Source organism: Pseudomonas sp. FA-1, assembly GCF_056856075.1.
In genome coordinates this window covers 425,631-449,534 of sequence record NZ_JBWXTH010000002.1, presented here as the reverse complement: position 1 = coordinate 449,534, position 23,904 = coordinate 425,631, and the positions used below count along the sequence as shown (strand labels likewise).

Sequence of the window (23,904 nt, the reverse complement as noted above, 5' to 3'; positions counted from 1 at the left end):
TATAATTCCCCTCCGTCGGCGCGTCGCCGGCCCTTTCCCCGCTATTGAACCGGAGAATCCCATGCTCAAACGTCCCCTGGCGGTCGCCGCCGGCCTCGTGCTGTCTTGCGGTGCCGTCATTGCCCAGGCTGCTGATACCCTGCGGGTGAGTGCCATCCCCGATGAGGCACCGACCGAACTGCTGCGCAAGTTCAAGCCACTGGGTGAATACCTCTCCAAGCAATTGGGCATGGATGTGAAGTTCGTACCGGTGGCCGACTACCCGGCCGTGGTCGAGTCGTTGGCGTCCAACCGCCTGGACATGGCCTGGCTGGGCGGCTTCACCTTCGTCCAGGTGCACCTGAAGGACCCGACCGCCACGCCACTGGTGCAGCGTGAACAGGACGCCCAGTTCACCTCCAAGTTCATCACCGCCAACCCGGATGTGAAGAGCCTGGCCGACCTCAAGGGCAAGTCGTTCGCCTTCGGGTCGATCTCGTCCACCTCCGGCAGCCTGATGCCGCGCTACTTCATGCTCAAGCAGGACAACATCAAGCCTGAAGGCTACTTCAGCCGTGTGGCCTACTCCGGTGCCCACGACGCCACGGTCGCCTGGGTCCAGGCCGGCAAGGTCGACGGCGGTGTACTGAACGCCAGCGTCTGGCAGAAGCTGGTCGACGCCGACAAGGTCGATACCAACAAGGTCAAGGTCTTCGCCACCACGCCGACCTACTTCGACTACAACTGGACCGTGCGCGGCAACATGGACCCGGCCTTGAAGGAAAAGATCAAGGCCGCCTTCCTCGCACTGGACCCGGCCAACCCCGAGCACAAGGCGATCCTCGACCTGCAGGCCGCCAGCCGCTTCATTGAAACCAAGCCTGAGAACTACGTGGGCACCGAGCAGGCCGCACGCGAGGCCGGTTTGCTCAAGTGACTATCCATCTGCACGGTGCGAGCCTGAGCCATGGCCAGGTCCGCGCGCTCGATGCGGTGAGCCTGCGTATCGACAAGGGTGAGCGGGTTGCGATCATCGGCCCCTCGGGGGCCGGCAAGTCCAGCCTGCTGCATGTGATGGCCACGGCTGTACAGCCCAGCACCGGGCGCCTGGAGCTGCTCGGCGAGCAGCCCTGGGCGCTGTCGGCCAGGGCCCGGCAGCGCCTGCGCGCGCGGGTGGGGCTGGTGCATCAGGCGCCGCCCTTGCCGCCACGCCAGCGTGTGGTTACCGCAGTGCTGGCCGGGCGACTGGGGCAGTGGGGCACGTTGCGAGGCCTGCTCAACCTGGTCTACCCAACCGACGTGCCGGGCGCGCGTCAGGCCTTGGCGGAACTGGGCCTGGCCGACAAACTGTTCGTCCAGTGCGGCCAGCTCTCCGGCGGCCAGTTGCAGCGCGTCGGCATTGCCCGCGCGTTGTACCAGCGCCCTGACGTCTTGCTGGCCGACGAGCCGGTGTCGGCCATGGACCCGGTGCTCGCTGACCACAGCCTGGCGCTGCTCAACCGCCACGCCCAGGCCAACGGCGTAACGCTGGTGGCCAGCCTGCATGCGGTGGAGCTGGCGCTGGCGCATTTCCCCCGGGTGGTGGGTATCCGCGATGGCCAGGTGGCGTTCGACTGCCCGGCCCAGGCGGTGACCGAGAGCCTGCTCGACGCGCTGTACGCCAACGAGCAGTTGGGCTCGCCGCCCACGCCGGGGCCGACCCTGACGGTACAGATTCCGCGATGCTGAAGGCCGACGCCCGCGACCCGGCGGCTTGGCCCCGGCTGTTGCTGACCCTGCTCGCCCTGGCCGCGCTGTGGCCGGGCTTGCGCCTGAGCGAGCTCAACCCGGGTGTGCTGCTGCAGGCCGAAAACCGCCAACAGATGGCCAGCTTCGCCAGCGGGTTCTGGCCGCCGGCCCATGATGCCGATTTCCTCTCGCTGCTGTTCGAGGCGACCTTGCAAACCCTGGCCGTGGCTACGGCCGGCATGGCCCTGGCCTTACTGCTGGCGGTGCCGACCAGTTTGCTGGCCAGCCGTGCACTGTCGCTGCGTGCGGCCTCCCGCGGCGGGCGCCCGGGGCTGTGGTCGCGGCTGCTGCGCCTGCCGGTGCGCGGGCTGCTGGTATTCCTGCGCAGCGTGCCCGAGATCGTCTGGGCGTTGCTGTTCGTCCGCGCCGTGGGGCTGGGGCCGACCGCCGGGGTGCTGGCCATCGCCATCACCTATGCCGGCATGCTGGGCAAGGTCTATGCGGAAATCTTCGAATCGGTGGACCAACGCCCAGCCCATGCTTTGTTGCAGGCGGGTAGCGGGCGGCTTACGGCATTCTTCTACGGCATTCTGCCGGGTGCGGCGGCGGAGGTGGTGTCCTATACCGTCTACCGCTGGGAATGTGCCGTGCGCGCCTCGGTGGTGATGGGCTTCGTCGGTGCCGGTGGGCTGGGGCAGCAGATCGACCTGTCGATGCGCATGTTCGCCGGGGCCGAGGTGGCGAGCATGCTGCTGGCATTCCTGGTGCTGGTGATGCTGGCCGACGTGCTCAGCCGCGTGCTGCGGGGGAGGCTGGCATGAACCGGATGATCAACCTGCTGGTAGTCATCGCGATTCTCGCCGCCGTGGTGGCGTCGTTCGGCTACCTCGAGCTGGACATGGCGTCGGTGGTCGGCAACGGCGGGCTGGCGCAGATGGGCGAATATGCACACCGCTTCCTGAGCCCGGACCTGTCCGCCGAGCACCTGCGGGCCGTAGGCAAGGGCGCGTTGGAGACCCTGGCCATGTCTGGCCTGGGTACGCTGCTGGCAATGGTGCTCGGTCTGTTACTGGCGTTGCCGGCCGCTGGCCGCTTCGGCTGGCCGCTGCAGGGCGCTGCGCGGCTGCTGCTCAACGCCTTGCGTGCAATCCCTGAGCTGGTCTGGGCCGCCCTGACCGTACTCGCCGCAGGCCTGGGCCCCAACGCCGGTACCCTGGCCCTGGCCCTGCATACCGCAGGCGTATTGGGCCGGCTGTTCGCCGAGGCCCTGGAAAACGCGCCCGCCGAGCCTGCCGCCGCCATCCGCCTGCAAGGTGGCAGCCAGGCTGCGGCGTTCTGCTTCGGCACCTTGCCCAACCTCTGGCCGCAACTGCTTGCCTACAGCCTGTACCGCTGGGAGAACAACATCCGCATGGCCAGCGTGCTGGGCTTCGTCGGTGCCGGCGGATTGGGGCAGATGCTCTACACCACCCTGAGCCTGTTCCAGGAAGCCCAGGCCAGCACCGTGATCATCGGCATGCTGGTGCTGGTGCTGCTGGTGGATGCCTTCAGCGACGTGCTGCGCCAGCGGTACGTGCGCGCCTGAGCCATCCCCGGGGCTGCCTTGCGGCCCCACATGGATTTCGTAAGTCTTGAGAGCGGCACGATCTCGGTGGGAGCTAGCGACAGCCTGCGATGGGCTGCAAAGCAGCCCCAAGCCTTCAAACGCGGGAGCCCGTCCAGACTCAAGGGGCCGCTTTGCGGCCCATCGCAGGCTGTCGCCAGCTCCTACCAAGCAAGCGGAGCCTGGGCCGTATTTGCTGCATGGTTGAGAAGTATGTATTGAACCAACCGAAGGCAATTTGAGCGTGTCCAGCCCCATACAATCTCCCACAGATATGGCGCTGGTCTCGAGGGCGGCAGTGCCCCTGTGGGGGCGGGCTTGCCCCGCGATCGAGCGTAGCACCCGTTATCTGATGTCTCTCGAACAGCGACGATAAAGCTCACCCAATCGTGGAACCGCACTGACTATCTCATCGCTGGAGCGCTTGTCAGAGTGAACCGCTTCCAAATCTTGTTGGGCTGTATCCACTGGGATACGATCCTCCTGCTGGCAGGTGGGGACAAGTCCTCTCAGGCCTCCGATATCCTCAAAGCCAGGCAGCTCGCGAAGGAGATGAAATGAAAGAGAAGCTGATCCCTTTTGGCATGGCTACATTGCTGGACAGCGATGAGGCCATCAGTGAATACCTGAGCCAGGTGCTGGCCGATGGTGACAGCGATGAGATCATTCGTGCACTCGGGCATATCGCCAGGGCGCGGGGAATGTCCAAGATCGCAGCAGACAGCGGCCTGGGGCGTGAAAGCCTTTACAAGGCGCTAACGCCAGGTGCTAAGCCGCGCTTCGATACCGTTCTGAGGGTCGTTCGTGCGTTGGGAATCGACCTTTTGGCACGACCCCATTTCGTATCGCGCTGACGTAGGTGCTCATATGAGCGTTTGACTCATCTGTACCAGCGCGACCCGGCTGCCGTCCGGTGCCTGCCGTTCCTCGATACCAAACGGCACGAACCCCAGCTGTGGATAAAGCAGCAGCCCCGCCGTGTTGTGGTTGAAGCACGACACCCACACCTCGCTCGCGGCGAACTGTTCACGGGCCAAGTCGATCATGCACTGCACCAGGTAACGTGCTACGCCACGGCCACGGGCGGCCGGAGCGACCACCACGTTGCCCAATGCACATACGCCACCGTGCTCGGCCTTGTAGAAATTGGCGAAGCCCAGCACCACGCCATCCCCTTCGATCACCGTCGACCCGCTGCGCTGGGCGATGGCATCGCTCAGTTGGTCCGGCGTGAGCGGGTAGGTGGCCTTGGGGAACATATAGAACAACTCATCCGCACCTTGCGGGAAACAGCAGATGGCGGCGATATCATCGTGGCGCACGGGGCGGTGTGTCAGCTTCATGGGGTATGCCTTGGATCAGTGGGGCTCACTTCAAGGATACATCGTTGAACTTGAGTGCCTGTGTGCCGTTATCCCGTGTTGAGAAGATCAGCTTGATCGAAGGCGAATGCTCGACCTTTCTATCGGTTTCCTGAAAGACGAGGCTCACTGTCGTGGGTACGTTACGCAACAGTTGGAAGTTGCTCCAATAACTTTGCTGTTGCTGACCGACCCGCAACTCCTTGATCTGGATCGGGGCGCCTGCCTCGTCGAAGAACCTGCTGGCATTCTCGAACCTGAACTCACGGTCCATATCCAGGTTGGTCAGGGTGAACGTGCAGTTGGGGAAACGGCCAATGCTTTCGCAACCGACCAGCTCGATACGAACGCTATCCACAACCTCCATGCGCTTGCCCAGCAGGTTATTGCCATCGTTTTCGATGACCATCGACTGCACCTTGGCGAACTCGAACGACGGTTTTGCGTATTCGGTCCCGAGAATGAAAAAGGCGAAGGATAGACCGGCGATCAGAAAGGTCATCACTGTGCCATGGATCATCTTGGGCAGGTTGCGGATCTGCCAGCAAACCGATAGTGCGCCCAATACCGTGAACACGCTTACCAGCAGCACGATATTGCGCCAATTGATGAAGCCGAAGCCAAACACACTAGGGTCGGGCACCAGGTATGTAATGATCGCCCACATGCCGCCGAGGACGACGCCAAGGCCTGTCATGATCTTGGCGACCAGCGAGGTGATCTGATTGCTGCGGGTGGAAAGCTCAGGGGCTTGCGCTTGGGTCATTCGAACTCCATTTCGTGCATCGTGGCAGGATGGGTGATTTCAAAATGACATTATCCGGTTGGTTGAAGCGCCGGTAAAGCTGCTGCGATGGCAGATGCCACGCCAGTCTGGTAGGAGCGGGCTTGCCCCGCGAACAAGGGCGAAGCCCTTGCCATGCCGGCGCGTTTCCAGGCCCGGCCGATCGCGGGACAAGCCCGCTCCTACAGGGTTTCCCGGATCAAATGGCTATGCATCGTTCTATGAGAGAGCGGGCTATTCAGCGATGGGCCGTCCATGTCATCCATGATCGCCTTGGCCATATCGCTGAGAGGTGCGCCGCCCAGCGGTCATTCATTCGGGGAGGGAGGAGATACCAGATTGAAAGCTGGCGATGTTTTGTTCAAGTCGTGGCTGGCCCATTCCACGTAGCGGACAATGCGCTGGTTGTGATGGTGAATGTCATTGAGCATAAGCTTGAAAAGTAGAATGACAACAATGGCCAGCGCAGTGAGGAAAACGAATAGCAAGCCACTCCCGTATTGCCACCATTCATTGTTCTTCAATGCTTCGACTGTCAAGGTCGTCAGCAACGTTATGAGGCCCAGCAAAAGTATGCTTTGTGAAAGATTAAGGCTCTTTGCGGGAGGAGACGATATCTTTCCAAAATCGGCGAGGCGGGCGGCCTGTTCTGGTGTTACGCCGTTCTTTTTCAGGATATGCAGGAATAGTGCGTAGCGTAGCAAGTATTCGCGCTTCGATAGCGAGTGGTGGGCAATGGCATGCTTTCGGTACAGGTCTCGATAGTAGGACATGGCCAGATACTCTCGGGAAAAAATCAGCGCGACCATGCTCAAGCCCGTGCTGATGAGAATTACAGGCGGGGCCAGTGGTTGTTCATAGTGGAAAGGAGCGACTGCCATAATGGCGAGCAGCATGGTTACGCAAAGCCAGAAGGGGACAGTGTCTCGACAAAATGGTTTATTTCTCAGTGCTTTTTCATATCGGGGTCGGCTTGCTCGATAAGCCTTTAGGATTTCATTCCATTCTTCGAACATAGGTGACTCCTGCTCTATGCGGTTCGATACCTTGAAGAAAGCCGGGCGTTCAGTCGACTCACCTAGGCATGTGAAAAAGTCTCCTGCACCGCGGCCTTGACGCTCATAGATGTCTGCAACCCATCAAGATTCTTGAGCAGGAGAATATGTTTAACGTCTTCTGTTGAATCGATGGGGGAATTGTTGCGGGATGAGTTCAGCGAATCCCTGTTGGTCCTGTGGGTGTGCGCTGGCGCTAAACCGCCACATATCCATGGTGGCGGTTCGGTCATATCCCGCGGGAGAGGTGTCGCCTATCTGAGGCCAGCTTTCGCGCGGCTTTAGGGCTGGGCCTTCTACCTTGAACGCGGGATAAGCCCGCTGCCGCTGGGCTCCGCGAATCAAATGGCTATGCCGCGTTCTATATTGACCTGCAGCTTATGACACCCTTTTTCCAATCCATCTCTATAGCTCATTGATTTACAGAGATGGACAAAACAAAAGAGGGTCAGAACCAGGGAACTGTTGCGTGAGCACTCAATCCATACCCGCCAAAGCTCCCAGCTTGTGCTTCATCGAGCAATGGTCCATGTCGGATGAACAGTCTGAATACCTGCCCGCTACTTTGACTACGTAACTGTGCGAAAGGCAGGTCACATCGTTCCCCCCTGCTGTCAGGAATCCGCTGGCGCGCTTCTTCCTCGCTGATGCCATGTCGCTTGATTAGCCGTCGCCGCAGGCGTTCGGGGTTGCTATCAACCTGGACCCGGCTGACTTGGCGATAGCGAGCAGTGGAGGGTACTGGTTCGGGCCCTAGTATGCGCAGATGATCATACATGCCACTCAACCAGTTGAGCGCCTGTAGATTGACCAGCGCTTCACGGCTGCTATGTAGACGTAGACAGCCACCGAGGCTAGGCGGCTGCTGGCTAACCTCGGGGAAGCTCACACCGATATCGTCTCGCCGCAAGTCATGCAGCGCACGATGAAGCTTAGCCAGCAACGCATTCATCAGCATTGGTTGAGGGAATTCTGGGTCCGTCAGCAATTTAAGTTCAAGGTAGTGGTCCATGCTTCAGCCTGCCTCGCCAAAGACGCCACCACGAATCAGGGTAGCGATCACGAAATGTTGTTGCTCCAGAGGCGGGACTTTGTCTTTCAGTACCCAGGCATCAAGCAGCGAATAGAAGTCATCTTTGGCCTTATTGCGCGGCTGACGGTAAGCCTTGCCTTGGGTAGTGACCGAGCCATAGGGTTCGATCGCGATCGGGCCGTTGGTGTCGGCCTCTTCGTACCAGGTATCGATACTACGCAAGGCGTTACCCACTTTTTGCGAGTGCAGGCCGGCGATGCTATCAATCTGATACAGCGTGCGGCTCTTGCTGCCGCGTTCACGCTCCAGAATCAACTCCTGGGATGGGAAGACCTCTTGGCCATTACCCAGGCGTGCATAGGCGGTGACACGCAGAAGCACATGTTGCTCACCCAGTAGGCCGTTGGCGATTACGTCGGCCAGTTGTCGCAATGCTGTGGCATTGTCGCCATGGCTGTCGAAGTGTCGCAGCGACAAGCTGAAGGCATCGAAGGTCCATGCAGCGCTGGCCTGGCCATCAACCAGTTGTTCCACCTGTACTTCGACCTGTTCGGCACCAATACGATTGCGCCACAGGAAGCGAGCGTTCGCCAGGTTGTAGGCATAGCGGTAGGCCAATTCGGTGAAACTATTTCGTTCGACATAATCCTTGACCGTGGCCAGCAACTTCTTGCGGTAGGCCGCATCGTTGCATGCCGAAGGCTGGCCAGTGTTGCCCAGTACCCGAAGGGTGAAGGTGACACGCAGGGTATCGGTGTCGTGAGGCAGGGCCGCCACGTCGATGGTTTGCAAGTTAGGCTTCTGGACTTCGGCGTCAAGATTGGCGTTATCCGAGCCTTTGCTTTTCAGGCGATTAGAGATAGTGCCACGCACGGACTTCTCGCGCACGCAGATGGCAGACCACTCGTTGCGCTCCTGCCAGTTGCCTGCATGGAAAAGCGCATCCGAAGGGTCGAGCTTGCGCTCGAACGCCAGGACGGAAGCGGTTTTCAGGTTTTCGGTAGTCATTGGCAAATCCCTCTGTAATGAAATGGTGGCGTTCAGTCGAAGCTGTAGTCCGGCTCGGGCTCATAGTCGTTGTGGCAGCGGTAGAGGCCTTGCTCGGGGTCGCAGGTTGGGTACCAGAGCAACTGTTGGATTGAGTCCAAGTGGTGCGGGCTGATCCACTGGCCGATGCCATACACGCTTTCCACCCAGCGCATGGGTATTTTGTCATCGCGGCTATAGGGGACCGAACCGGCAGGCTGGAGATCGGTCAGCGCGGTATAGCCGAGAGGGAGAGGGACGATCCAGCCGAGGCCCTGGCGGTCGTTGTGCCACTCGATCTTGCCGGTTTCGCTGGTTTTGGCATACCAGTTGATACGCGAGAGCGACAGCCAGGCATCCAGTGAGCTGACATCAGGACATCGTTCGCGCAGATCTGCATGGCGTTGTTGCAACAGGTCCGTTCGCTCGACCAGGGTAAAGCCGGGCAACCAGTTGGGCACCGCCGAGGCGAATACGTCCAAACGGTCATCCTCATTGCCTGTCAGGGAAAGGAAATAGGGAGCATGTCGATCACTTTGATGCTGCGGAGGTATCAGGCTACCACCAGCGATACGCATGGATTGCAGCAACTCAAGCAGTTGTCGGGCCAGTTGCGAGGTCTGGTGCTGGTCGTCCAGTACATCGCCTTTGGCGGCCAGCAGCAATGTCAAGTCCAGGTGTATTCGACCTTCCTCGACGATGGCTGAGGGCTTACCCTCCTTGTTGTTGGGATGACGAGCGAGGCGCAAGGTTTTCAGGTAACGATCGGACGAGACCTGTTCTTCGTGTCGGTGTACCACCACACCTACGGCAGGAAAGCGAAGATCGATACCAGCTGCCTGGGCTTTGCGCTCCAGCGCCCACATGAGGCCAATAAACGCTGTCATGGCGGGAAACCCATGCGTGAGTGGGCTGGAGATGGCGTTAGCGTTCTGCACCCGCAGATGCGGTAGGACCAATACTGCATCAAGGTCAGGGCAGTTAGCCATGTTGCACCTCCTGGCTCCGGTGGGCGCTGAAATGTCGGGTGTGTTCCAAGGCTTTTTTTGCCCAATGGATATGTTCGGCATCGCCGACGGCGAAGCCGCGTTGAATCAGTAAGTTGTTCAGCCAGGCGGCGAAGCGCTTGGCGACACCGTCTGCCCACTCCTGACGTGCGGCGGCGGCCTGAAAGGCAAGGTCTTCTGCCTCGTGCCCCTCGCGAATGGCCAATTCAACGCGGCCCGGGTCCAGCCAGACTTGTTGGTCGAGAGGGAGCTGGCATTTCGGGCTGCGTGTCCAGCCGGCCTGGACTTGACTGCGAATGTTTAGCCCGAACGCGGTCAGGGCGCGTCCCAGCGCACGTTCGATTCGTATTCGTCGTTGTCGGTTGGGGAGCGTGGAGGGGAGGTCTTGTTGCAGGTAATGACACAAGGCATTGATCTGGTTTTGCACCCCTTCGAATCGCTGGAAGCGCTGGAATACCGAGTCTCGACCGTAGAGTGGCTTGGGGAGGGTGGACTGCCAACGTGGTGGAAGCGATGCTAGCAGGTAGTTCACGCCACCGCGTTCGCTATTGAGCTGGCTGATATTTTGCGGTTTGGTGCCGCCCAGTTTACGTGCCACCAGTTCACGGTAGTCACGATAGATTTCTTCATGCATCTTTCCATCGTGCCTTGCCTGCCTGGCTGCCTTGTTGCGCTCACCGAATCGAGCATCATTGATTTCCTCATGGACGGCATGGACCAGGCTGCTAGGGAACAGCGGTTGTAGAAGATGAAAATGGTCGTCACAGGTGGGATTGCCGTCGACACACCAATACAGTTGTTTGGCCTTTTCATGCGAAGCCAATGGCATGCTCTGGCGAACTAGGCCTTTGAACGCGTTGGCCCATTCCGCCGCTCGCCCGGCGTCCTGGTCCAGGGCCATGAGAAGGTCCGCGTCGTCATCTTGCAACCAGCTCAGCAACGAGCGACCTTCGACTTCCAGCTTGAGGAACTTGTAGACATCTAGTGCGGCGGCATTGCCAACGATGTCCATGGCAAAGTGTTCGCCTAGCGTGTGGCTGCCGACAAGGTTGTGAGGGGTAAGGGTATTGGGCTCTACGAACAGGCTGCTGCCCCGAGCATCCGGGTGCGTAGCCTTGAGCACGTGGGTAACGGCCTGGATTTGTGTGACACGGCGGGCGGCGTCGGCCAGCCAGGTTGAATAATCGTATTTGGCAGCAGTGACGGGGTCCTCCTTGCCGTTGAGCTTGGTATCGCGGCGTTCGGTGATGAATTGAGATATCGCCGTCTGGAATAGTTGCTGTCGGGTGAGTTTGTCGTCCATGGGAATACTCAAGTAGCTCTGCGATAGTAAGATCCCTACGGCAACTGCCGCAGGGATCTGAAGGTAAGGGTAAGTGGGCTTACGCCCTATAAACTCTTCTGAGTGTGTGCTTACCAGACACGTTTCCTCCTTGGCACGGGGTGCCTTGGGCCGAGCGTTGGCCTGCAATGGTGGCTTTCAAGGAGGCTGTGTCAGCAGCCTTCGCGAGTTAAATGCTAGACGAGCAAAATTTTTTTGCCATTGTTTTCTTATTTGTATAACGTCTACCCATCTGCTGCAAAGCAGCTCAGAAAATTGTGTACTTGTTTGTTACTTAACTACCGAATAGGTAGTACTCCAGTAAGGGCAGCTTTTAAGCTGCCCTTACTTCTGGGCAAACCCTAAAACCGGGTGATATCGCCATCCTTCTTCGATATCAGGCACGCTGACCGGTGTAAAACGCCGTGCAACCTCCTCTAAGGGGAGTGCCTGTGTCGTTGCCAAATCCTCCAGTAAGAACATCAGATCGGCCTGTCCCCATGGTGCAATGCCGTTGCCGAGGTTGCTCTCCAGATCGACCAGTTCCAACAGCTTATGGCTTGGCAGGTAATTGGGAGGCTTGCGCTTGTCTGGTTGATGTAGACGATGCAGGACCAAACGCTCTTCATCCTCATCAGGCAGAAAAAACAACTCCACCTGTGATTGGGCCTGTTTGCGAAATGGCTGATGCTGCGGCAAGGCCCAGGTCAGTGCGGCTTGTGGATATTGCCAAACGCAGGCGGCATTCAAATCCCCGCCAGTGCTTGGCAACATCTGCGCGACCATCCGGGCATGTTCCAGGTCCACCAAGTTCTGTTTGGGATTCTGCTCGGACGTTGGCCTGGGCTGGATACGGGGTCGTGCACTGAAGGGTAGATAGTCCTCTCGATGCAGAAGGTTTTCGAGCCGGTGGTTGTTCAGGCGCAAGCCATGCTGGGGTTCCTTGCGATTGATCTCGAACCCGGGATGGATGAAGGCTGGTCCGCTTTGATCGTCTTTGCTCAGCATGTTCTCGAAGTGCCGCACATTGGTATCGAACACCAACAAATTTGGCGTTTTGCAAGGTATTCGACGGTGTCGCTGTACGCGCCCCGCCAGTTGGATCAGTGATCGCATTGACGAAGGCTCGACGATGGCCCAGTCGTAGTCGTGATCGCGTCCTACCTCGGTAACAGGGGAGCCCAGTACCACGAACAGATGGTCTTGCTCCGTATGGGTATCCAGTGCTTCTTGGATTTCCGGCAGAACGTAGATGGCCTCTGGTTGCTTTCGGTTGAGGCATCGATCCAGCCGTGCTTCGATGGCCGAGCGCAGGATCAATGGGAAGCGAGAATGGTAGACGCATAGATGAATGCGTTGGCCGACGGTCGCACCTTGTTTAAACAACGCCAGGGCCACTTCGAACAGAGGTTCGATGTTGGCCATGCGCACCAATCCGAAGCTGACCCGCTTGCCACTGCGTGGGCAAACTTGGAAGTGTTGCTCGTGAGCGTGCTGCATGGCCAAAAGGGCCTGATAGGCAAAATCCTCTCGGACATGAGCCTTCGAGGTTGGACGCAACTTCCATGGCCATAGCGCCATTTGACGGACCGGTTGCTCACAGGCCTTGACTAGAACCTGCACGCGCTTTGTCACGAAGTGTCCATGATGCTTGCTAAAGATCTCGGCGTCTGGGCAATCATGGGTAACGGCATTGAACTCATCGACCCATAGGCAAGGGATATCAACGTCCGGCAGCGATGAGTGAACGGGCTCACCCCGGTTACGTCTGTACTGCTGACGGCCGGCACGGTAGGCATGGAACATGCCTTCCAACAGCGCTGGCGGCAAGGTGGCCGAGGACAGCAGAATACGGCTGCCGAGCATGCCGGCCCAGTACACCAAGCGCGTCAGGGCGGGCAAATCATCCAGATCGAAATCGTCCAGTTCGTCCAACACTAGGTCGCCGCTCATCAACCTCAGCATCGGTGCGATCTGTCGGCCGGCGCGTTGCGCCTCGGTGGCCGGTGTCAGGTGGTCGATAGTGCACACCAGCATCGGGGCGGCGAGCATTGAGCGGATTCTGTCATCGGTCATGGCCTTGTCCAGCAAGGGATGCCCTTCGGTTTGCCCTTCGTAGAACACGTGGCTGTCTTCGTCGAGAAGGTTCTGGATCGAGGCGGAGCCCAGTGCTTCATACTTGGCTTCGTGGTAGGCCTGAAGCACTCCACCTGCAGCTCCTCCCACCTGTATCGCCAACTCATTGTCATTCAGGTGCAAGTCGTTGCGATAGCTCTCGCCAGTTTGACGGGTCAGGGTGCGCAGGCCGAGGGCGAAGCTACAGCGCAGACCCTGTTGAGGATCAGCCAGGGCGTTCATGATGCGTGCGTTGGCCAGTGTCTTGCCGCAGCCGGTGGAGGCCATGTTGATGATGAAACCGCCACGCGTTGTAGCAGCTTCGCGCAGGTTACCAGCCATATCGGCAGCTTTGTCCTGCCAACGGAAGTACTCATCGGCGCTACGCTTGCGTAGCCCTTTATGTTGGACCAGGCGTGGCAGGTAGCGTTCGAAGCGGGGCAGGCCGTGAACGATGGTTGCGCAAGCCTGGGCCACACCGAGCAGATGCTCGTCCAAAGGTTGTTTGGGCCTTCCTTGCGCATCCAGATTGGCGAGCAATGGGCATTTGCCATCTCCCTTGACGCGTTGTGGCGACTCCGCGCTGAGGCTGGAGTAATGATGATCGCCGAGCATGAGGCTGAGACGGGCCAAGTGCATGATGTAGGGGTTGGCCAACCAGTCGCCCTTGCCGGCTTTACTGTTCAGGGCCAAAAGGCGGGTGGCCACTTTGGCTGCCTGGGCGCGCCAGCTTGGCTGGGTGACTGGCAAGCCGTGTTCGAAGTGCCAATAGTCCAGGGCATGTTCTGAGCTATCGGAGTCCAGGCTTTCGTTCCATAGATGGCTGACGCGCTCCAGTAGATTATCCAGATGCCTGCGGTTCAGGTTGTTCGTTGGGGCACCGAACCCTGCGTTACGCTTTGGTCGAGTATCCTCCGCGGTAGGCAGTACCGGTAACCGGTGATGGCTGACCACCAGCCAGCCGATAGCTGCGGCAAGCGGTGGCAATTTGGCGAAGGGCAATGGTGAGGCCAGGTCCAGGCCATCGCGGAAGAGTCGACCAGGCGCCAGCCAACTTGCATCGTCCGTTACGCTTGGTGTGGCCAGGCGGCTGAGCCATGTTGCGTCATCGTCATTCCCCACGAAAGCTTGGAACAGGCGCAAAGAGATCCATTCATGGCGATAGAGGTTCTTGCTAGGTGGCACACCAGGTTTCAGTCGCGCCTGGAACGATGCGCAGGCTTTGCCCAGATCGTGCAGCAGTGCCGCCATCCGCGCCAGGAGCTGGATGTCCTCGGCTGTGTGCCAATCGTTTTCATCCTCATGGCGAAGGATGTTGCGACGGGTGCTTTGCGTGGGAACAGCTCCCATCGTATTGAAACGGCGGGCGTCACCAACGACCCAGAGCAGCTCACTATGGTCTAGTCCCCGTATCCAATGACAGGCCACTGCCGTGTTGCGGCGGGCGGTCTTCTTCAACAAGCGACGTAAAGTTTCCAGCCCTGCTTGGGTAATGGGTGTCTGCCACGTTCGATCACCGCGGCGTTCGGCGAATTGGTCGAGGATACGACGAGTTTCGGTAAGCGCTCGTTTGTCACATTGGGAGATCAGCAGAATGTTCAAGCCAGCGGTGCCCCTAATTGTTGGGCGACCGATTTGAGGCTATCGATCATGAAATCCAGCGCTTCGTTGCGGGTCAGATTTTCGATGCAGGCTTGTCGAAAAGCGTGTTCATCGTCGCCGCGCATTGCCGAGAGGAAGGCTTGCGGAAGGATCAGCCCATCTTTCACCAAGTCCGCGACATCGAACACCAATCCACCACGACGGGTCTTCCCATGCAGAACAGCTAGACCATGGGGGAGGCCAAGCACCCAGGTGGCTGTGGCTCCGAGACCATAGGCAAGGTAATTGCCATGATCGAGGAACCGGTTGGCAGGGTCCGAGCCGCTGCCGCGTTTAGCACGCGTGAAGTTGCCATAACGGGTGGCAGTCGCAGCGAGCCTGAACAGATGTTTGGTCAGGCGGGCCTCTTCCGTCAGTAGCTCTTCATGATTCCTAGCCTGTTCAATACGTAACAAAGAATGTTCGATCAGATTGCTCAAAGTGTGTGTTTCAACCTTGAAGCCCATCTTGTCGAACGACCGTTTGCTCTGCCACTGCAAGCGTAGGTAGTCAAGGCGTACCCGTTGGAAGATCCTGGCAGCTTCCAGGCGCTTCTCGTTATCGAACCAGAAGGACACCCAGCGTTGCAGGTATTCGGTGGGGCGGTATTCGCTTTGTGGCGAAAACCAGGCGATGTCGATATCTATCTCATTGGCGCTGAACAAGGGGGTTGCGCCACTGCCACAGAACCCGACCAGGACTCCTGCCCGGGCTAATTCCCGCATGGCTGCCTGGGTTATAGAGGTTCCTGTACCTAGCAGCACGGTGGTGGTGTTGGCAATGGGGATATTCCAATACAACGACTGCTTGCCCGCGTCGGTGACATACTCAACCCGACCGCCTTTTACCAGCACCCTGCAGTGCTGCAGGTAATAGATGTTGGCTCGCTTGGAGTGGAGGATGCTCTTGAGGTCGGACGAGGTGATGCCTTCCATGGTGGCGTTAGATCCGTCAGCAGGGGAGATGGTCGTTATATACGAATGAGCTAGGGAATGCCGCTGGTTTTGTGTTGCTGGAGGCGTCGATAACGGAGCGGTGATGGAGGTGCTTGGAGGGGACCCTTTTTTGCTCTTTCGGATTCCGGTCTATATAAATCAAAGGCTTACGAGGATTGTTTGAAAAAGGGCTTCTTGAGGGGTGGAAGGTATTTCTGTTAATGGGTCAATGGGTTAACGTGTTTGGGCTCTAGTTCACTGCCGTATAGGCAGCTCAGAAAGCCACGATGATTGCCGCGTCCTTGTCATCGACGTTCACTGCCGTATAGGCAGCTCAGAAAACCATCGTGATATCCAACCTGAGCGCCGCCGAGTTCACTGCCGTATAGGCAGCTCAGAAATCAACCGGGCCAGAGCCCGGCAGAAGCATCGTGTTCACTGCCGTATAGGCAGCTCAGAAAAAGGTCAGCAAGTCGAAGACGGCTGTCGAGAAGTTCACTGCCGTATAGGCAGCTCAGAAATATGGCCTGCCGCACAAGCCCTTCATCACGCAGTTCACTGCCGTATAGGCAGCTCAGAAAAGCTGGATGTGCCAGAGGCGATAGAGCGCCTGGTTCACTGCCGTATAGGCAGCTCAGAAATTCGCGGCAGGTAGGGCAACCTGCCTTTGCACGTTCACTGCCGTATAGGCAGCTCAGAAATGATTGCGGACATTGCCCACCGCTGTGCTGACGTTCACTGCCGTATAGGCAGCTCAGAAAAACGAGGCGATGCGCCAAATGGTCACCTTCGGGTTCACTGCCGTATAGGCAGCTCAGAAAAGGAACAGACTGGCCCGGTGCCCTGCTCCCCATGTTCACTGCCGTATAGGCAGCTCAGAAAAGGCCCATCCAGTTCCAATCGAAGTCCCCGATGTTCACTGCCGTATAGGCAGCTCAGAAATGCACACGGATGACCAGGTGGGGTTCACGCAAGTTCACTGCCGTATAGGCAGCTCAGAAAGAGCGGGTCGAGGACGTGCTGGCCATGGTCACGTTCACTGCCGTATAGGCAGCTCAGAAAACTCGTCGTCGACCATTTGCGAGTCCCACCCGGTTCACTGCCGTATAGGCAGCTCAGAAACGGTGGCCTGGGCGATTCCTTCGTTGCTGCAGGTTCACTGCCGTATAGGCAGCTCAGAAAATACGCCATCACTAAGCAGACGACGGTTATGAGTTCACTGCCGTATAGGCAGCTCAGAAAACTTTCGTGAGCGCATGGTTACCCCCTATGTCGTTCACTGCCGTATAGGCAGCTCAGAAAAATCGAACAATTGTCGATGTGTTCGCCAGTACGTTCACTGCCGTATAGGCAGCTCAGAAATGAGGAGATGAGCCTGGACGAATGGAACATGGGTTCACTGCCGTATAGGCAGCTCAGAAAGATACGAGGATTACGACACGGCGTCTTCGCAGGTTCACTGCCGTATAGGCAGCTCAGAAATGAGCGCTGATCTCCAGCTGGGCGATAGCTGCGTTCACTGCCGTATAGGCAGCTCAGAAAAGAAACAGGGCGCCAAGCAAGCCCTGGTGGTGGTTCACTGCCGTATAGGCAGCTCAGAAAACGGACGAAGCGGCGATGGCGTATGCCGGCGAGTTCACTGCCGTATAGGCAGCTCAGAAAACGCCGTCAATGGTCTGAAGGCCTGTCAACGCGTTCACTGCCGTATAGGAAGCTCAGAAAAGCGGTTTGCAGGCCGCCCTGGACAGCAAGCTGTTCAATGCCGTATAGGCAGCTCAGAAATCCCGGACCAGGGGAGGGTGAGCGTCACGACCCTTCACTGCCGTACAGGCAGCTCAGAAAGTGGCGTCATCCAGCACAAAGACGCCGTGCAGTTCACCGCCGTAATAGGCAACTATGAGGATGTCGCAGCTGGGTCCAATGCGGGCGTCGTGAAAGGCCTGCAAGCAGTCTCAGTGCTAGCATGTCAGCCCAATACGGATGAGCCTCAGAATCCCAGGCATAAAAAAACCGACCATAAGGTCGGTTTCTTTCGGATCTTGGTGCCCCGAGGGAGACTCGAACTCCCACTCCTTTCGAAAACGGATTTTGAATCCGCCGCGTCTACCAATTCCGCCATCAGGGCTTGTGGGGGCGCAGTATAGAGAGCCTCCGTGGGTCGGTCAATCGGGTTTCATGGTCAATTTTCGCTCTTTGGGCTAAACTTTCCGGCCCTGTCGAACCGAACACCATCATGCGCGTCGCCGATTTTTCCTTCGAACTCCCCGATTCCCTGATCGCCCGCCACCCCCTGGCCGAGCGCCATGGCAGCCGTCTGCTGGTCCTCGATGGGCCGAGCGGTGAGCTGGCGCACCGCCAGTTCACCGACCTGCTCGACTACCTGCGCCCCGGTGATCTGATGGTATTCAACAATACCCGGGTGATTCCGGCGCGGCTGTTTGGTCAGAAGGCCTCCGGCGGCAAGCTGGAAGTATTGGTCGAGCGCGTGCTCGACACCTACCGGGTACTTGCCCATGTGCGCGCCAGCAAGGCGCCCAAGCCGGGCACGCAGATCCTCATCGACGGTGGCGGCGAAGCCGAGATGGTGGCGCGCCATGAGACCCTGTTCGAGCTGCGCTTCAGCGAAGAAGTGCTGCCGCTGCTCGAACGTGTCGGCCACATGCCGCTGCCGCCCTACATCGACCGCCCGGACGAAGGCGCCGACCGCGAGCGCTACCAGACCGTCTACGCCGAGCGCGCCGGTGCCGTGGCCGCGCCGACCGCCGGCCTGCACTTCGACGAAGCGCTGCTGGAGAAGATCGCGGCCAAGGGCGTCGAGCGGGCCTTCGTCACCCTGCACGTGGGCGCCGGTACCTTCCAGCCGGTGCGGGTCGACAAGATCGAAGACCACCACATGCATAAAGAATGGCTGGAGGTCAGCCAGGACGTGGTCGACGCCGTCCAGGCGTGCCGTGCCCGAGGGGGCCGGGTGATCGCGGTGGGCACCACCAGCGTGCGTTCGCTGGAAAGTGCCGCCCGTGACGGCCAGCTGAAGGCCTTCAGCGGCGACACCGACATCTTCATCTACCCGGGCCGGCCGTTCCATGTGGTCGATGCCCTGGTCACCAACTTCCACCTGCCGGAGTCCACGCTGCTGATGCTGGTCTCGGCCTTCGCTGGCTACCCCGAGACCATGGCTGCCTACGCGGCGGCGGTCGAGCAGGGGTACCGCTTCTTCAGTTACGGTGATGCCATGTTCATCACCCGCAATCCGGCGCCACGCGGCCCCGAGGATCAAGCATGAGTCGCACCTGTCGAATGTCGTTCGAACTGCTGGCCACCGACGGCAAGGCCCGTCGCGGCCGCCTGACCTTCCCCCGTGGCACGGTGGAAACCCCGGCGTTCATGCCAGTGGGTACCTACGGCACGGTCAAGGGCATGCTGCCTCGCGACATCGAGGCCATCGGCGCCGAGATCATCCTGGGCAACACCTTCCACCTGTGGCTGCGCCCAGGCACCGAGGTGATCAAGAAGCACGGCAGCCTGCATGATTTCATGCAGTGGAAGGGCCCGATCCTCACTGACTCCGGCGGCTTCCAGGTATTCAGCCTGGGCGCCATGCGCAAGATCAAGGAAGAGGGCGTGACCTTCGCCTCGCCGGTCGACGGTTCCAAGGTGTTCATGGGGCCGGAGGAGTCCATGCAGGTCCAGCGCGACCTGGGCTCGGACATCGTGATGATCTTCGACGAGTGCACGCCGTACCCGGCCGAGCACGACGTGGCGCGCGCCTCCATGGAGCTGTCGCTGCGCTGGGCCCAGCGCTCGAAGAACGCCCACGCCGACAACACCGCGGCGCTGTTCGGTATCGTCCAGGGCGGCATGTACCAGGACCTGCGCATGCGCTCGCTGGAAGCGCTGGAGAACATCGGCTTCGACGGCCTGGCCATCGGTGGCCTGTCGGTGGGCGAGCCCAAGCACGAAATGATCAAGGTGCTGGATTACCTGCCTGGCCAGATGCCCGCTGACAAACCTCGTTACCTTATGGGGGTAGGCAAACCCGAGGATCTTGTAGAGGGTGTGCGCCGCGGCGTCGACATGTTCGACTGCGTGATGCCGACGCGCAACGCGCGCAACGGCCATCTGTTCGTCGATACCGGGGTGATCAAGATCCGCAACGCGTTCCATCGCCATGATGATTCGCCGCTGGATCCGACCTGTGACTGCTACACCTGCACCAACTTCTCCCGCGCCTATCTCCATCACCTGGATAAATGTGGCGAAATGTTGAGCAGCATGCTGAATACCATCCACAACTTGCGCCATTACCAGCGCTTGATGGCCGGTTTACGCGAGGCTATTCAACAAGGTAAATTGGCCGCCTTTGTCGACGCCTTCTACGCCAAGCGCGGGCTGCCCGTGCCGCCCTTGGACTGACTGTTTGCACTTATAAACTTATAGCAACTGGAGTGCCCAATGAGCTTTCTGATTCCCGCCGCCTACGCGGATGCTGCTGCCCCTGCCGCCGGCCCAGCCGGTACCGGCTTCGAATGGATCTTCCTGGTCGGTTTCCTGGTCATCTTCTACCTGATGATCTGGCGCCCGCAGGCCAAGCGTGCCAAGGAGCAGAAGAACCTGCTGAGCAACTTGCAAAAGGGTGACGAAGTTGTCACCAACGGCGGCATCGCCGGCAAGATCGTCAAAGTAGCCGACGACTTCGTGGTTCTGGAAGTGTCCGACAACGTCGAGCTGAAGTTCCAGAAGGGCGCCGTGGCTGCGACCCTGCCAAAAGGTACGCTCAAGGCTATCTGAGTTACCGGTTTTCTTTTCCAGTCGGGGCGCGCAACGCGCCCCGCGTCTTGAACGGGCGGCGTGATGCTGAACAAATACCCTCTGTGGAAATACCTGCTGATCCTGGTGGTACTGGCGATCGGCTTTATTTATTCCGCTCCCAACCTCTACCCGGATGACCCGGCGGTGCAGATCAGCGGTGCGAGTTCCGCGCTGCACGTGAGCCAGGCCGACCTGGACCGCGCCACCAAGGCGCTGACCGATGCCGGTATCGCCGTCAAGGGCGGCAGCCTGGGCGAGAAGGGCAGTGCGCTGGTGCGCCTGACCAACCAGGAAGACCAGCTCCCGGCCAAGGACGTGGTGCGCAAGGCACTGGGCGATGATTACGTCGTGGCCCTGAACCTGGCCCAGACCACCCCGCAATGGCTGCGCAACCTGGGCGCAAGCCCGATGAAACTGGGCCTGGACCTGTCCGGTGGTGTGCACTTCCTGCTGGAAGTGGACATGGACAAGGCCATGAGCGCCCGCATGAAAGTCTACGAAGGCGAGGTCAAGACCTTGCTGCGCAAAGAGCGCGTCCGCTACCGCAGCCTGCCCCAGCAGGACGGCGGCATCATGCTGGGCTTCGCCGACGATGCCACCCGCGAGCAGGCACGCAGCCTGATCCGCAAGAATTTCAATGATTTCGACCTGACCACCACCGAGCGCAACGAGCTCGCCGTGCTGCGTCTGGCGCTGACCCCGGCGAAAGTGACCGAGATCCGCGAATACTCGATCAAGCAGAACCTGACCACCGTGCGCAACCGGGTCAACGAGCTGGGCGTGGCCGAGCCGCTGGTCCAGCGCCAGGGCGCCAACCGTATCGTGGTCGAGCTGCCAGGGGTGCAGGACACCGCCGAAGCCAAGCGTATCCTGGGCAAGACCGCCAACCTGGAGTTCCGCTTCGGGGCCGAGCCGGGCGCCTCCAAGGCTACCACCGAGGTCTTCGAGTTCCGCGAAGGCGGCCGTTCCGCCGCGGTCGAGCGTGGCCTGATCATTACCGGCGACCAGGTGACCGACGCCCAGGCCAGCTTCGACGAGCATGGCCGTCCGCAGGTCAACATCCGCCTCGACGGCCACGGTGGCGAGCTGATGAGCCGCGCCACCCGTAGCAACGTCGGCCGCAGCATGGCGGTGATCTTCATCGAGCAGAAGCCGATGACCCGCTACGAGAAGCAAGTGGTCGACGGCGTCGAGAAGGACGTGGCGATCCAGACCTTCAAGGAAGAGAAGAAGATCATCAGCCTGGCGACCATCCAGTCGCCGCTGGGTAGCCAGTTCCGCATCACCGGCCTGAACGGCCAGGGCGAGTCGTCCGAGCTTGCCTTGTTGCTGCGCGCCGGTGGCCTGGCCGCGCCGATGTACTTCGCCGAAGAACGCACCATTGGCCCGAGCCTGGGTGCCGACAACATCACCAAGGGTATCGATGCATCCCTGTGGGGCATGCTGTTCGTCTCGCTGTTCATCATTGCCATCTACCGCGCCTTCGGCGTGCTGGCCACCATCGCCCTGGCGGGCAACATGGTCCTGCTGCTGGCGCTGATGTCGCTGCTGGGCGCCACCCTGACCCTGCCGGGCATCGCCGGTATCGTGTTGACCATGGGTATGGCGGTGGACGCCAACGTACTGATCTTCTCGCGTATCCGCGAAGAGATCGCCGCCGGCATGTCGGTGCAGCGCGCCATCCACGAGGGCTTCAATCGCGCCTACTCGGCGATCGTCGATGCCAACCTGACCACCCTGCTGGTCGGCGGCATCCTGTTCGCCATGGGTACCGGCCCGGTCAAGGGCTTCGCGGTCACCATGTCCCTCGGGATTTTCACCTCGATGTTCACCGCCGTCATGGTGACCCGTGCACTGGTCAACCTGACCTGCGGCGGGCGTGACATCAAGAAGCTGTGGGTTTGAGGGAGCTGCGATGAAAACCATCAACTTCATGGGCGTGCGCAATGTCGCGTTCGCCATCACCGTGCTCCTCACCGTCCTGGCGCTGTTCAGCTGGTGGCACAAGGGCCTGAACTTCGGCCTGGATTTCACCGGCGGTACGCTCATCGAGCTGACCTACGAGCGCCCGGCCGACCTCAAGGCGGTGCGTGCCGAGCTGGTCCAGTCCGGCTTCGACGAGGCCGTGGTGCAGAGCTTCGGCGCCACCACCGACCTGCTGGTGCGCATGCCTGGCGACGACCCGCAACTGGGCAACCGCGTTGCCGCGGCGCTGCAGAAGGCCGGGGGCGACAACCCGGCCACGGTCAAGCGCGTCGAGTTCGTCGGCCCGCAGGTGGGTGAGGAACTGCGTGACCAGGGTGGCCTGGGCATGCTGCTGGCCCTGGGCGGCATCCTGGTCTACCTGGCCTTCCGCTTCCAGTGGAAGTTCGCCGTCGGCGCCATCGTTTCGCTGATCCACGACGTGGTGGTGACCCTGGGTATCCTGTCGTTCTTCCAGATCACCTTCGATCTGACGGTGTTGGCGGCGGTCCTGGCGATCATCGGCTACTCGCTCAACGACACCATCGTGGTGTTCGACCGGGTGCGTGAGAACTTCCGCGTGATGCGCAAGGCGTCGCTGATCGAGAACATCAACGTCTCGACCACCCAGACCCTGCTGCGTACCGTGGCCACCTCGGTGTCGACCTTGCTGGCCATCGCTGCGCTGCTGTTCTTCGGTGGCGACAACCTGTTCGGCTTCTCCCTGGCGCTGTTCATTGGTGTCATGGCCGGTACCTACTCGTCGATCTACATCGCCAACGTGGTGCTGATCTGGCTGAACCTGAGCAGCGAAGACCTGATCCCTCCGGTCAAGGCCGAGGGCGAGGACGACCGTCCTTAAGCTGTTCCAGGCCGCCGTCTGGCGCAAAGAAAGGCGCGGGTATTGAACTCGCGCCTTTTTTTATGCTCCAAGGCTGGGAGAAGGCGGCTAACCCCGCCGGTATATCAGGAGGTTCACGTGAATAAATCAATGCTTGTGGGTGCGGTACTGGGTGCTGTCGGTGTGACCGCCGGAGGTGCTGTCGCCACCTACAGCTTGGTGAACAAGGGGCCGGAGTACGCCCAGGTTACGGACGTGCAGCCCATCAAGGAAACCATCAAGACGCCACGCCAGGTGTGCAAGGACGTCACCGTGACGCGCCAGGCACCGGTGAAGGACCAGCACCAGATCGCCGGTACCGTGGTCGGTGCCATTGCTGGCGGCCTGCTGGGCAACCAGATCGGTGGTGGTTCGGGCAAGAAGATCGCTACCGTGGCCGGTGCCGTGGGCGGTGGTTACGCGGGCAACAAGGTGCAGGAGGGCATGCAGGAGCGTGACACCTATACCACTACGCAAACTCGCTGCAACACCGTCAACGACCTGAGCGAGAAGGTGGTCGGCTATAACGTGACCTACTCCATCGGCGATAAGGTTGGCCGAGTGAAGATGAATCATGAGCCGGGTTCTACCATTCCGTTGGACAAGAACGGCAACCTGGTGTTGAGCGAGAACCAGGCTGGGCAGTAAACCGCGATCTGCCTTTT

The 23,904-nt window shown here is 59.8% G+C and carries 20 protein-coding genes, 1 tRNA gene and 1 CRISPR repeat array; of the genes, 11 read left to right on the top strand and 10 right to left on the bottom strand.

The window, feature by feature from the left end; genetic code table 11:
- Positions 1-61 precede the first annotated feature (61 nt).
- From AC1MHZ_RS06065 to AC1MHZ_RS06045, 5 genes are all read left to right on the top strand, one after another.
- Entirely contained in the window at positions 62-916 is an 855-nt protein-coding gene (locus tag AC1MHZ_RS06065) for a putative selenate ABC transporter substrate-binding protein (protein WP_482966137.1), read from the top strand.
- Positions 913-1,707 (top strand): phosphonate ABC transporter ATP-binding protein, encoded by a 795-nt coding sequence (locus tag AC1MHZ_RS06060; RefSeq protein ID WP_482966136.1) that lies wholly within the window; start codon positions 913-915, stop codon positions 1,705-1,707. Before AC1MHZ_RS06065 ends, AC1MHZ_RS06060 begins: the two co-directional genes overlap by 4 nt.
- On the top strand, positions 1,701-2,528 hold the full coding sequence (locus AC1MHZ_RS06055) for a PhnE/PtxC family ABC transporter permease (RefSeq protein WP_084858507.1): 828 nt from the start codon (positions 1,701-1,703) through the stop codon (positions 2,526-2,528). The genes AC1MHZ_RS06060 and AC1MHZ_RS06055 overlap by 7 nt, the downstream gene beginning before the upstream one ends.
- On the top strand, positions 2,525-3,292 hold the full coding sequence (phnE, locus tag AC1MHZ_RS06050) for a phosphonate ABC transporter, permease protein PhnE (protein ID WP_416767998.1): 768 nt from the start codon (positions 2,525-2,527) through the stop codon (positions 3,290-3,292). The genes AC1MHZ_RS06055 and phnE overlap by 4 nt, the downstream gene beginning before the upstream one ends.
- Positions 3,293-3,867: 575 nt before the next feature.
- Positions 3,868-4,164 (top strand): addiction module antidote protein, encoded by a 297-nt coding sequence (locus AC1MHZ_RS06045; RefSeq protein ID WP_482966135.1) that lies wholly within the window; start codon positions 3,868-3,870, stop codon positions 4,162-4,164.
- Between the two features lie 9 nt (positions 4,165-4,173).
- Here the strand turns inward: AC1MHZ_RS06045 and AC1MHZ_RS06040 are convergent, their stop codons facing one another.
- From AC1MHZ_RS06040 to AC1MHZ_RS05995, 10 genes are all read right to left on the bottom strand, one after another.
- Positions 4,174-4,653 (bottom strand): GNAT family N-acetyltransferase, encoded by a 480-nt coding sequence (locus AC1MHZ_RS06040; protein ID WP_482966134.1) that lies wholly within the window; start codon positions 4,651-4,653, stop codon positions 4,174-4,176.
- A 25-nt stretch (positions 4,654-4,678) separates the two neighbouring features.
- Complete coding sequence (locus AC1MHZ_RS06035; protein WP_090345266.1) at positions 4,679-5,437, bottom strand: hypothetical protein; 759 nt, start codon at positions 5,435-5,437, stop codon at positions 4,679-4,681.
- Between the two features lie 326 nt (positions 5,438-5,763).
- Positions 5,764-6,471, bottom strand: coding sequence for a hypothetical protein (locus AC1MHZ_RS06030; protein WP_465001422.1), 708 nt, complete (start codon positions 6,469-6,471; stop codon positions 5,764-5,766).
- 487 nt (positions 6,472-6,958) lie between these two features.
- Positions 6,959-7,522: a type I-F CRISPR-associated endoribonuclease Cas6/Csy4 gene (cas6f, locus tag AC1MHZ_RS06025; protein WP_465001421.1), complete on the bottom strand. Its 564-nt coding sequence runs from the start codon at positions 7,520-7,522 to the stop codon at positions 6,959-6,961.
- A gap of 3 nt (positions 7,523-7,525) precedes the next feature.
- Positions 7,526-8,551: a type I-F CRISPR-associated protein Csy3 gene (gene csy3, locus AC1MHZ_RS06020; protein WP_368829180.1), complete on the bottom strand. Its 1,026-nt coding sequence runs from the start codon at positions 8,549-8,551 to the stop codon at positions 7,526-7,528.
- 32 nt (positions 8,552-8,583) lie between these two features.
- Positions 8,584-9,558: a type I-F CRISPR-associated protein Csy2 gene (csy2, locus tag AC1MHZ_RS06015; RefSeq protein ID WP_368829179.1), complete on the bottom strand. Its 975-nt coding sequence runs from the start codon at positions 9,556-9,558 to the stop codon at positions 8,584-8,586.
- Positions 9,551-10,879 (bottom strand): type I-F CRISPR-associated protein Csy1, encoded by a 1,329-nt coding sequence (gene csy1 / locus AC1MHZ_RS06010; RefSeq protein WP_482966133.1) that lies wholly within the window; start codon positions 10,877-10,879, stop codon positions 9,551-9,553. The genes csy2 and csy1 overlap by 8 nt, the downstream gene beginning before the upstream one ends.
- Before the next feature lie 363 nt (positions 10,880-11,242).
- The gene (gene cas3f / locus AC1MHZ_RS06005) at positions 11,243-14,614 is read right to left on the bottom strand and encodes a type I-F CRISPR-associated helicase Cas3f (RefSeq protein ID WP_482966132.1); all 3,372 of its coding nucleotides are present in this window, start codon (positions 14,612-14,614) and stop codon (positions 11,243-11,245) included.
- Positions 14,611-15,588 carry a type I-F CRISPR-associated endonuclease Cas1f gene (cas1f, locus tag AC1MHZ_RS06000; protein WP_368829176.1) on the bottom strand — a complete coding sequence of 326 codons (978 nt, stop codon included), beginning with the start codon at positions 15,586-15,588 and terminating at the stop codon, positions 14,611-14,613. Before cas1f ends, cas3f begins: the two co-directional genes overlap by 4 nt.
- 253 nt (positions 15,589-15,841) lie before the next feature.
- Positions 15,842-17,430: a CRISPR direct-repeat array (repeat unit 28 nt; unit sequence GTTCACTGCCGTATAGGCAGCTCAGAAA).
- Between the two features lie 198 nt (positions 17,431-17,628).
- Positions 17,629-17,713: transfer RNA gene (locus AC1MHZ_RS05995), tRNA-Leu, on the bottom strand.
- Positions 17,714-17,821: 108 nt separating this feature from the next.
- Between AC1MHZ_RS05995 and queA the strand changes: the two genes are divergently transcribed.
- From queA to AC1MHZ_RS05965, 6 genes are all read left to right on the top strand, one after another.
- Positions 17,822-18,871 (top strand): tRNA preQ1(34) S-adenosylmethionine ribosyltransferase-isomerase QueA, encoded by a 1,050-nt coding sequence (gene queA / locus AC1MHZ_RS05990; RefSeq protein WP_324814478.1) that lies wholly within the window; start codon positions 17,822-17,824, stop codon positions 18,869-18,871.
- A 14-nt stretch (positions 18,872-18,885) separates the two neighbouring features.
- Positions 18,886-20,001: a tRNA guanosine(34) transglycosylase Tgt gene (gene tgt / locus AC1MHZ_RS05985; protein ID WP_172403058.1), complete on the top strand. Its 1,116-nt coding sequence runs from the start codon at positions 18,886-18,888 to the stop codon at positions 19,999-20,001.
- 39 nt (positions 20,002-20,040) lie between these two features.
- Positions 20,041-20,376: a preprotein translocase subunit YajC gene (gene yajC, locus AC1MHZ_RS05980; protein WP_010223473.1), complete on the top strand. Its 336-nt coding sequence runs from the start codon at positions 20,041-20,043 to the stop codon at positions 20,374-20,376.
- A gap of 63 nt (positions 20,377-20,439) precedes the next feature.
- Positions 20,440-22,302 carry a protein translocase subunit SecD gene (secD, locus tag AC1MHZ_RS05975; RefSeq protein ID WP_084858497.1) on the top strand — a complete coding sequence of 621 codons (1,863 nt, stop codon included), beginning with the start codon at positions 20,440-20,442 and terminating at the stop codon, positions 22,300-22,302.
- A gap of 10 nt (positions 22,303-22,312) precedes the next feature.
- Positions 22,313-23,221 (top strand): protein translocase subunit SecF, encoded by a 909-nt coding sequence (secF, locus tag AC1MHZ_RS05970; RefSeq protein ID WP_224456847.1) that lies wholly within the window; start codon positions 22,313-22,315, stop codon positions 23,219-23,221.
- Between the two features lie 117 nt (positions 23,222-23,338).
- Complete coding sequence (locus AC1MHZ_RS05965; RefSeq protein WP_084858495.1) at positions 23,339-23,887, top strand: glycine zipper 2TM domain-containing protein; 549 nt, start codon at positions 23,339-23,341, stop codon at positions 23,885-23,887.
- Positions 23,888-23,904: the final 17 nt, after the last annotated feature.

Bases quoted from the DNA above. Each gene is read 5' to 3' on its own strand.
- AC1MHZ_RS06055 (WP_084858507.1), top strand. From the start codon at position 1,701: ATGCTGAAGGCCGACGCCCGCGACCCGGCGGCTTGGCCCCGGCTGTTG.
- phnE (WP_416767998.1), top strand. From the start codon at position 2,525: ATGAACCGGATGATCAACCTGCTGGTAGTCATCGCGATTCTCGCCGCC.
- AC1MHZ_RS06065 (WP_482966137.1), top strand. From the start codon at position 62: ATGCTCAAACGTCCCCTGGCGGTCGCCGCCGGCCTCGTGCTGTCTTGC.
- cas6f (WP_465001421.1), bottom strand. From the start codon at position 7,522: ATGGACCACTACCTTGAACTTAAATTGCTGACGGACCCAGAATTCCCT.
- csy2 (WP_368829179.1), bottom strand. From the start codon at position 9,558: ATGGCTAACTGCCCTGACCTTGATGCAGTATTGGTCCTACCGCATCTG.
- cas1f (WP_368829176.1), bottom strand. From the start codon at position 15,588: ATGGAAGGCATCACCTCGTCCGACCTCAAGAGCATCCTCCACTCCAAG.
- secD (WP_084858497.1), top strand. From the start codon at position 20,440: ATGCTGAACAAATACCCTCTGTGGAAATACCTGCTGATCCTGGTGGTA.
- AC1MHZ_RS06030 (WP_465001422.1), bottom strand. From the start codon at position 6,471: ATGTTCGAAGAATGGAATGAAATCCTAAAGGCTTATCGAGCAAGCCGA.
- tgt (WP_172403058.1), top strand. From the start codon at position 18,886: ATGTCGTTCGAACTGCTGGCCACCGACGGCAAGGCCCGTCGCGGCCGC.
- csy1 (WP_482966133.1), bottom strand. From the start codon at position 10,879: ATGGACGACAAACTCACCCGACAGCAACTATTCCAGACGGCGATATCT.
- csy3 (WP_368829180.1), bottom strand. From the start codon at position 8,551: ATGACTACCGAAAACCTGAAAACCGCTTCCGTCCTGGCGTTCGAGCGC.
- yajC (WP_010223473.1), top strand. From the start codon at position 20,041: ATGAGCTTTCTGATTCCCGCCGCCTACGCGGATGCTGCTGCCCCTGCC.
- AC1MHZ_RS06045 (WP_482966135.1), top strand. From the start codon at position 3,868: ATGAAAGAGAAGCTGATCCCTTTTGGCATGGCTACATTGCTGGACAGC.
- AC1MHZ_RS06040 (WP_482966134.1), bottom strand. From the start codon at position 4,653: ATGAAGCTGACACACCGCCCCGTGCGCCACGATGATATCGCCGCCATC.
- secF (WP_224456847.1), top strand. From the start codon at position 22,313: ATGAAAACCATCAACTTCATGGGCGTGCGCAATGTCGCGTTCGCCATC.
- queA (WP_324814478.1), top strand. From the start codon at position 17,822: ATGCGCGTCGCCGATTTTTCCTTCGAACTCCCCGATTCCCTGATCGCC.
- AC1MHZ_RS06035 (WP_090345266.1), bottom strand. From the start codon at position 5,437: ATGACCCAAGCGCAAGCCCCTGAGCTTTCCACCCGCAGCAATCAGATC.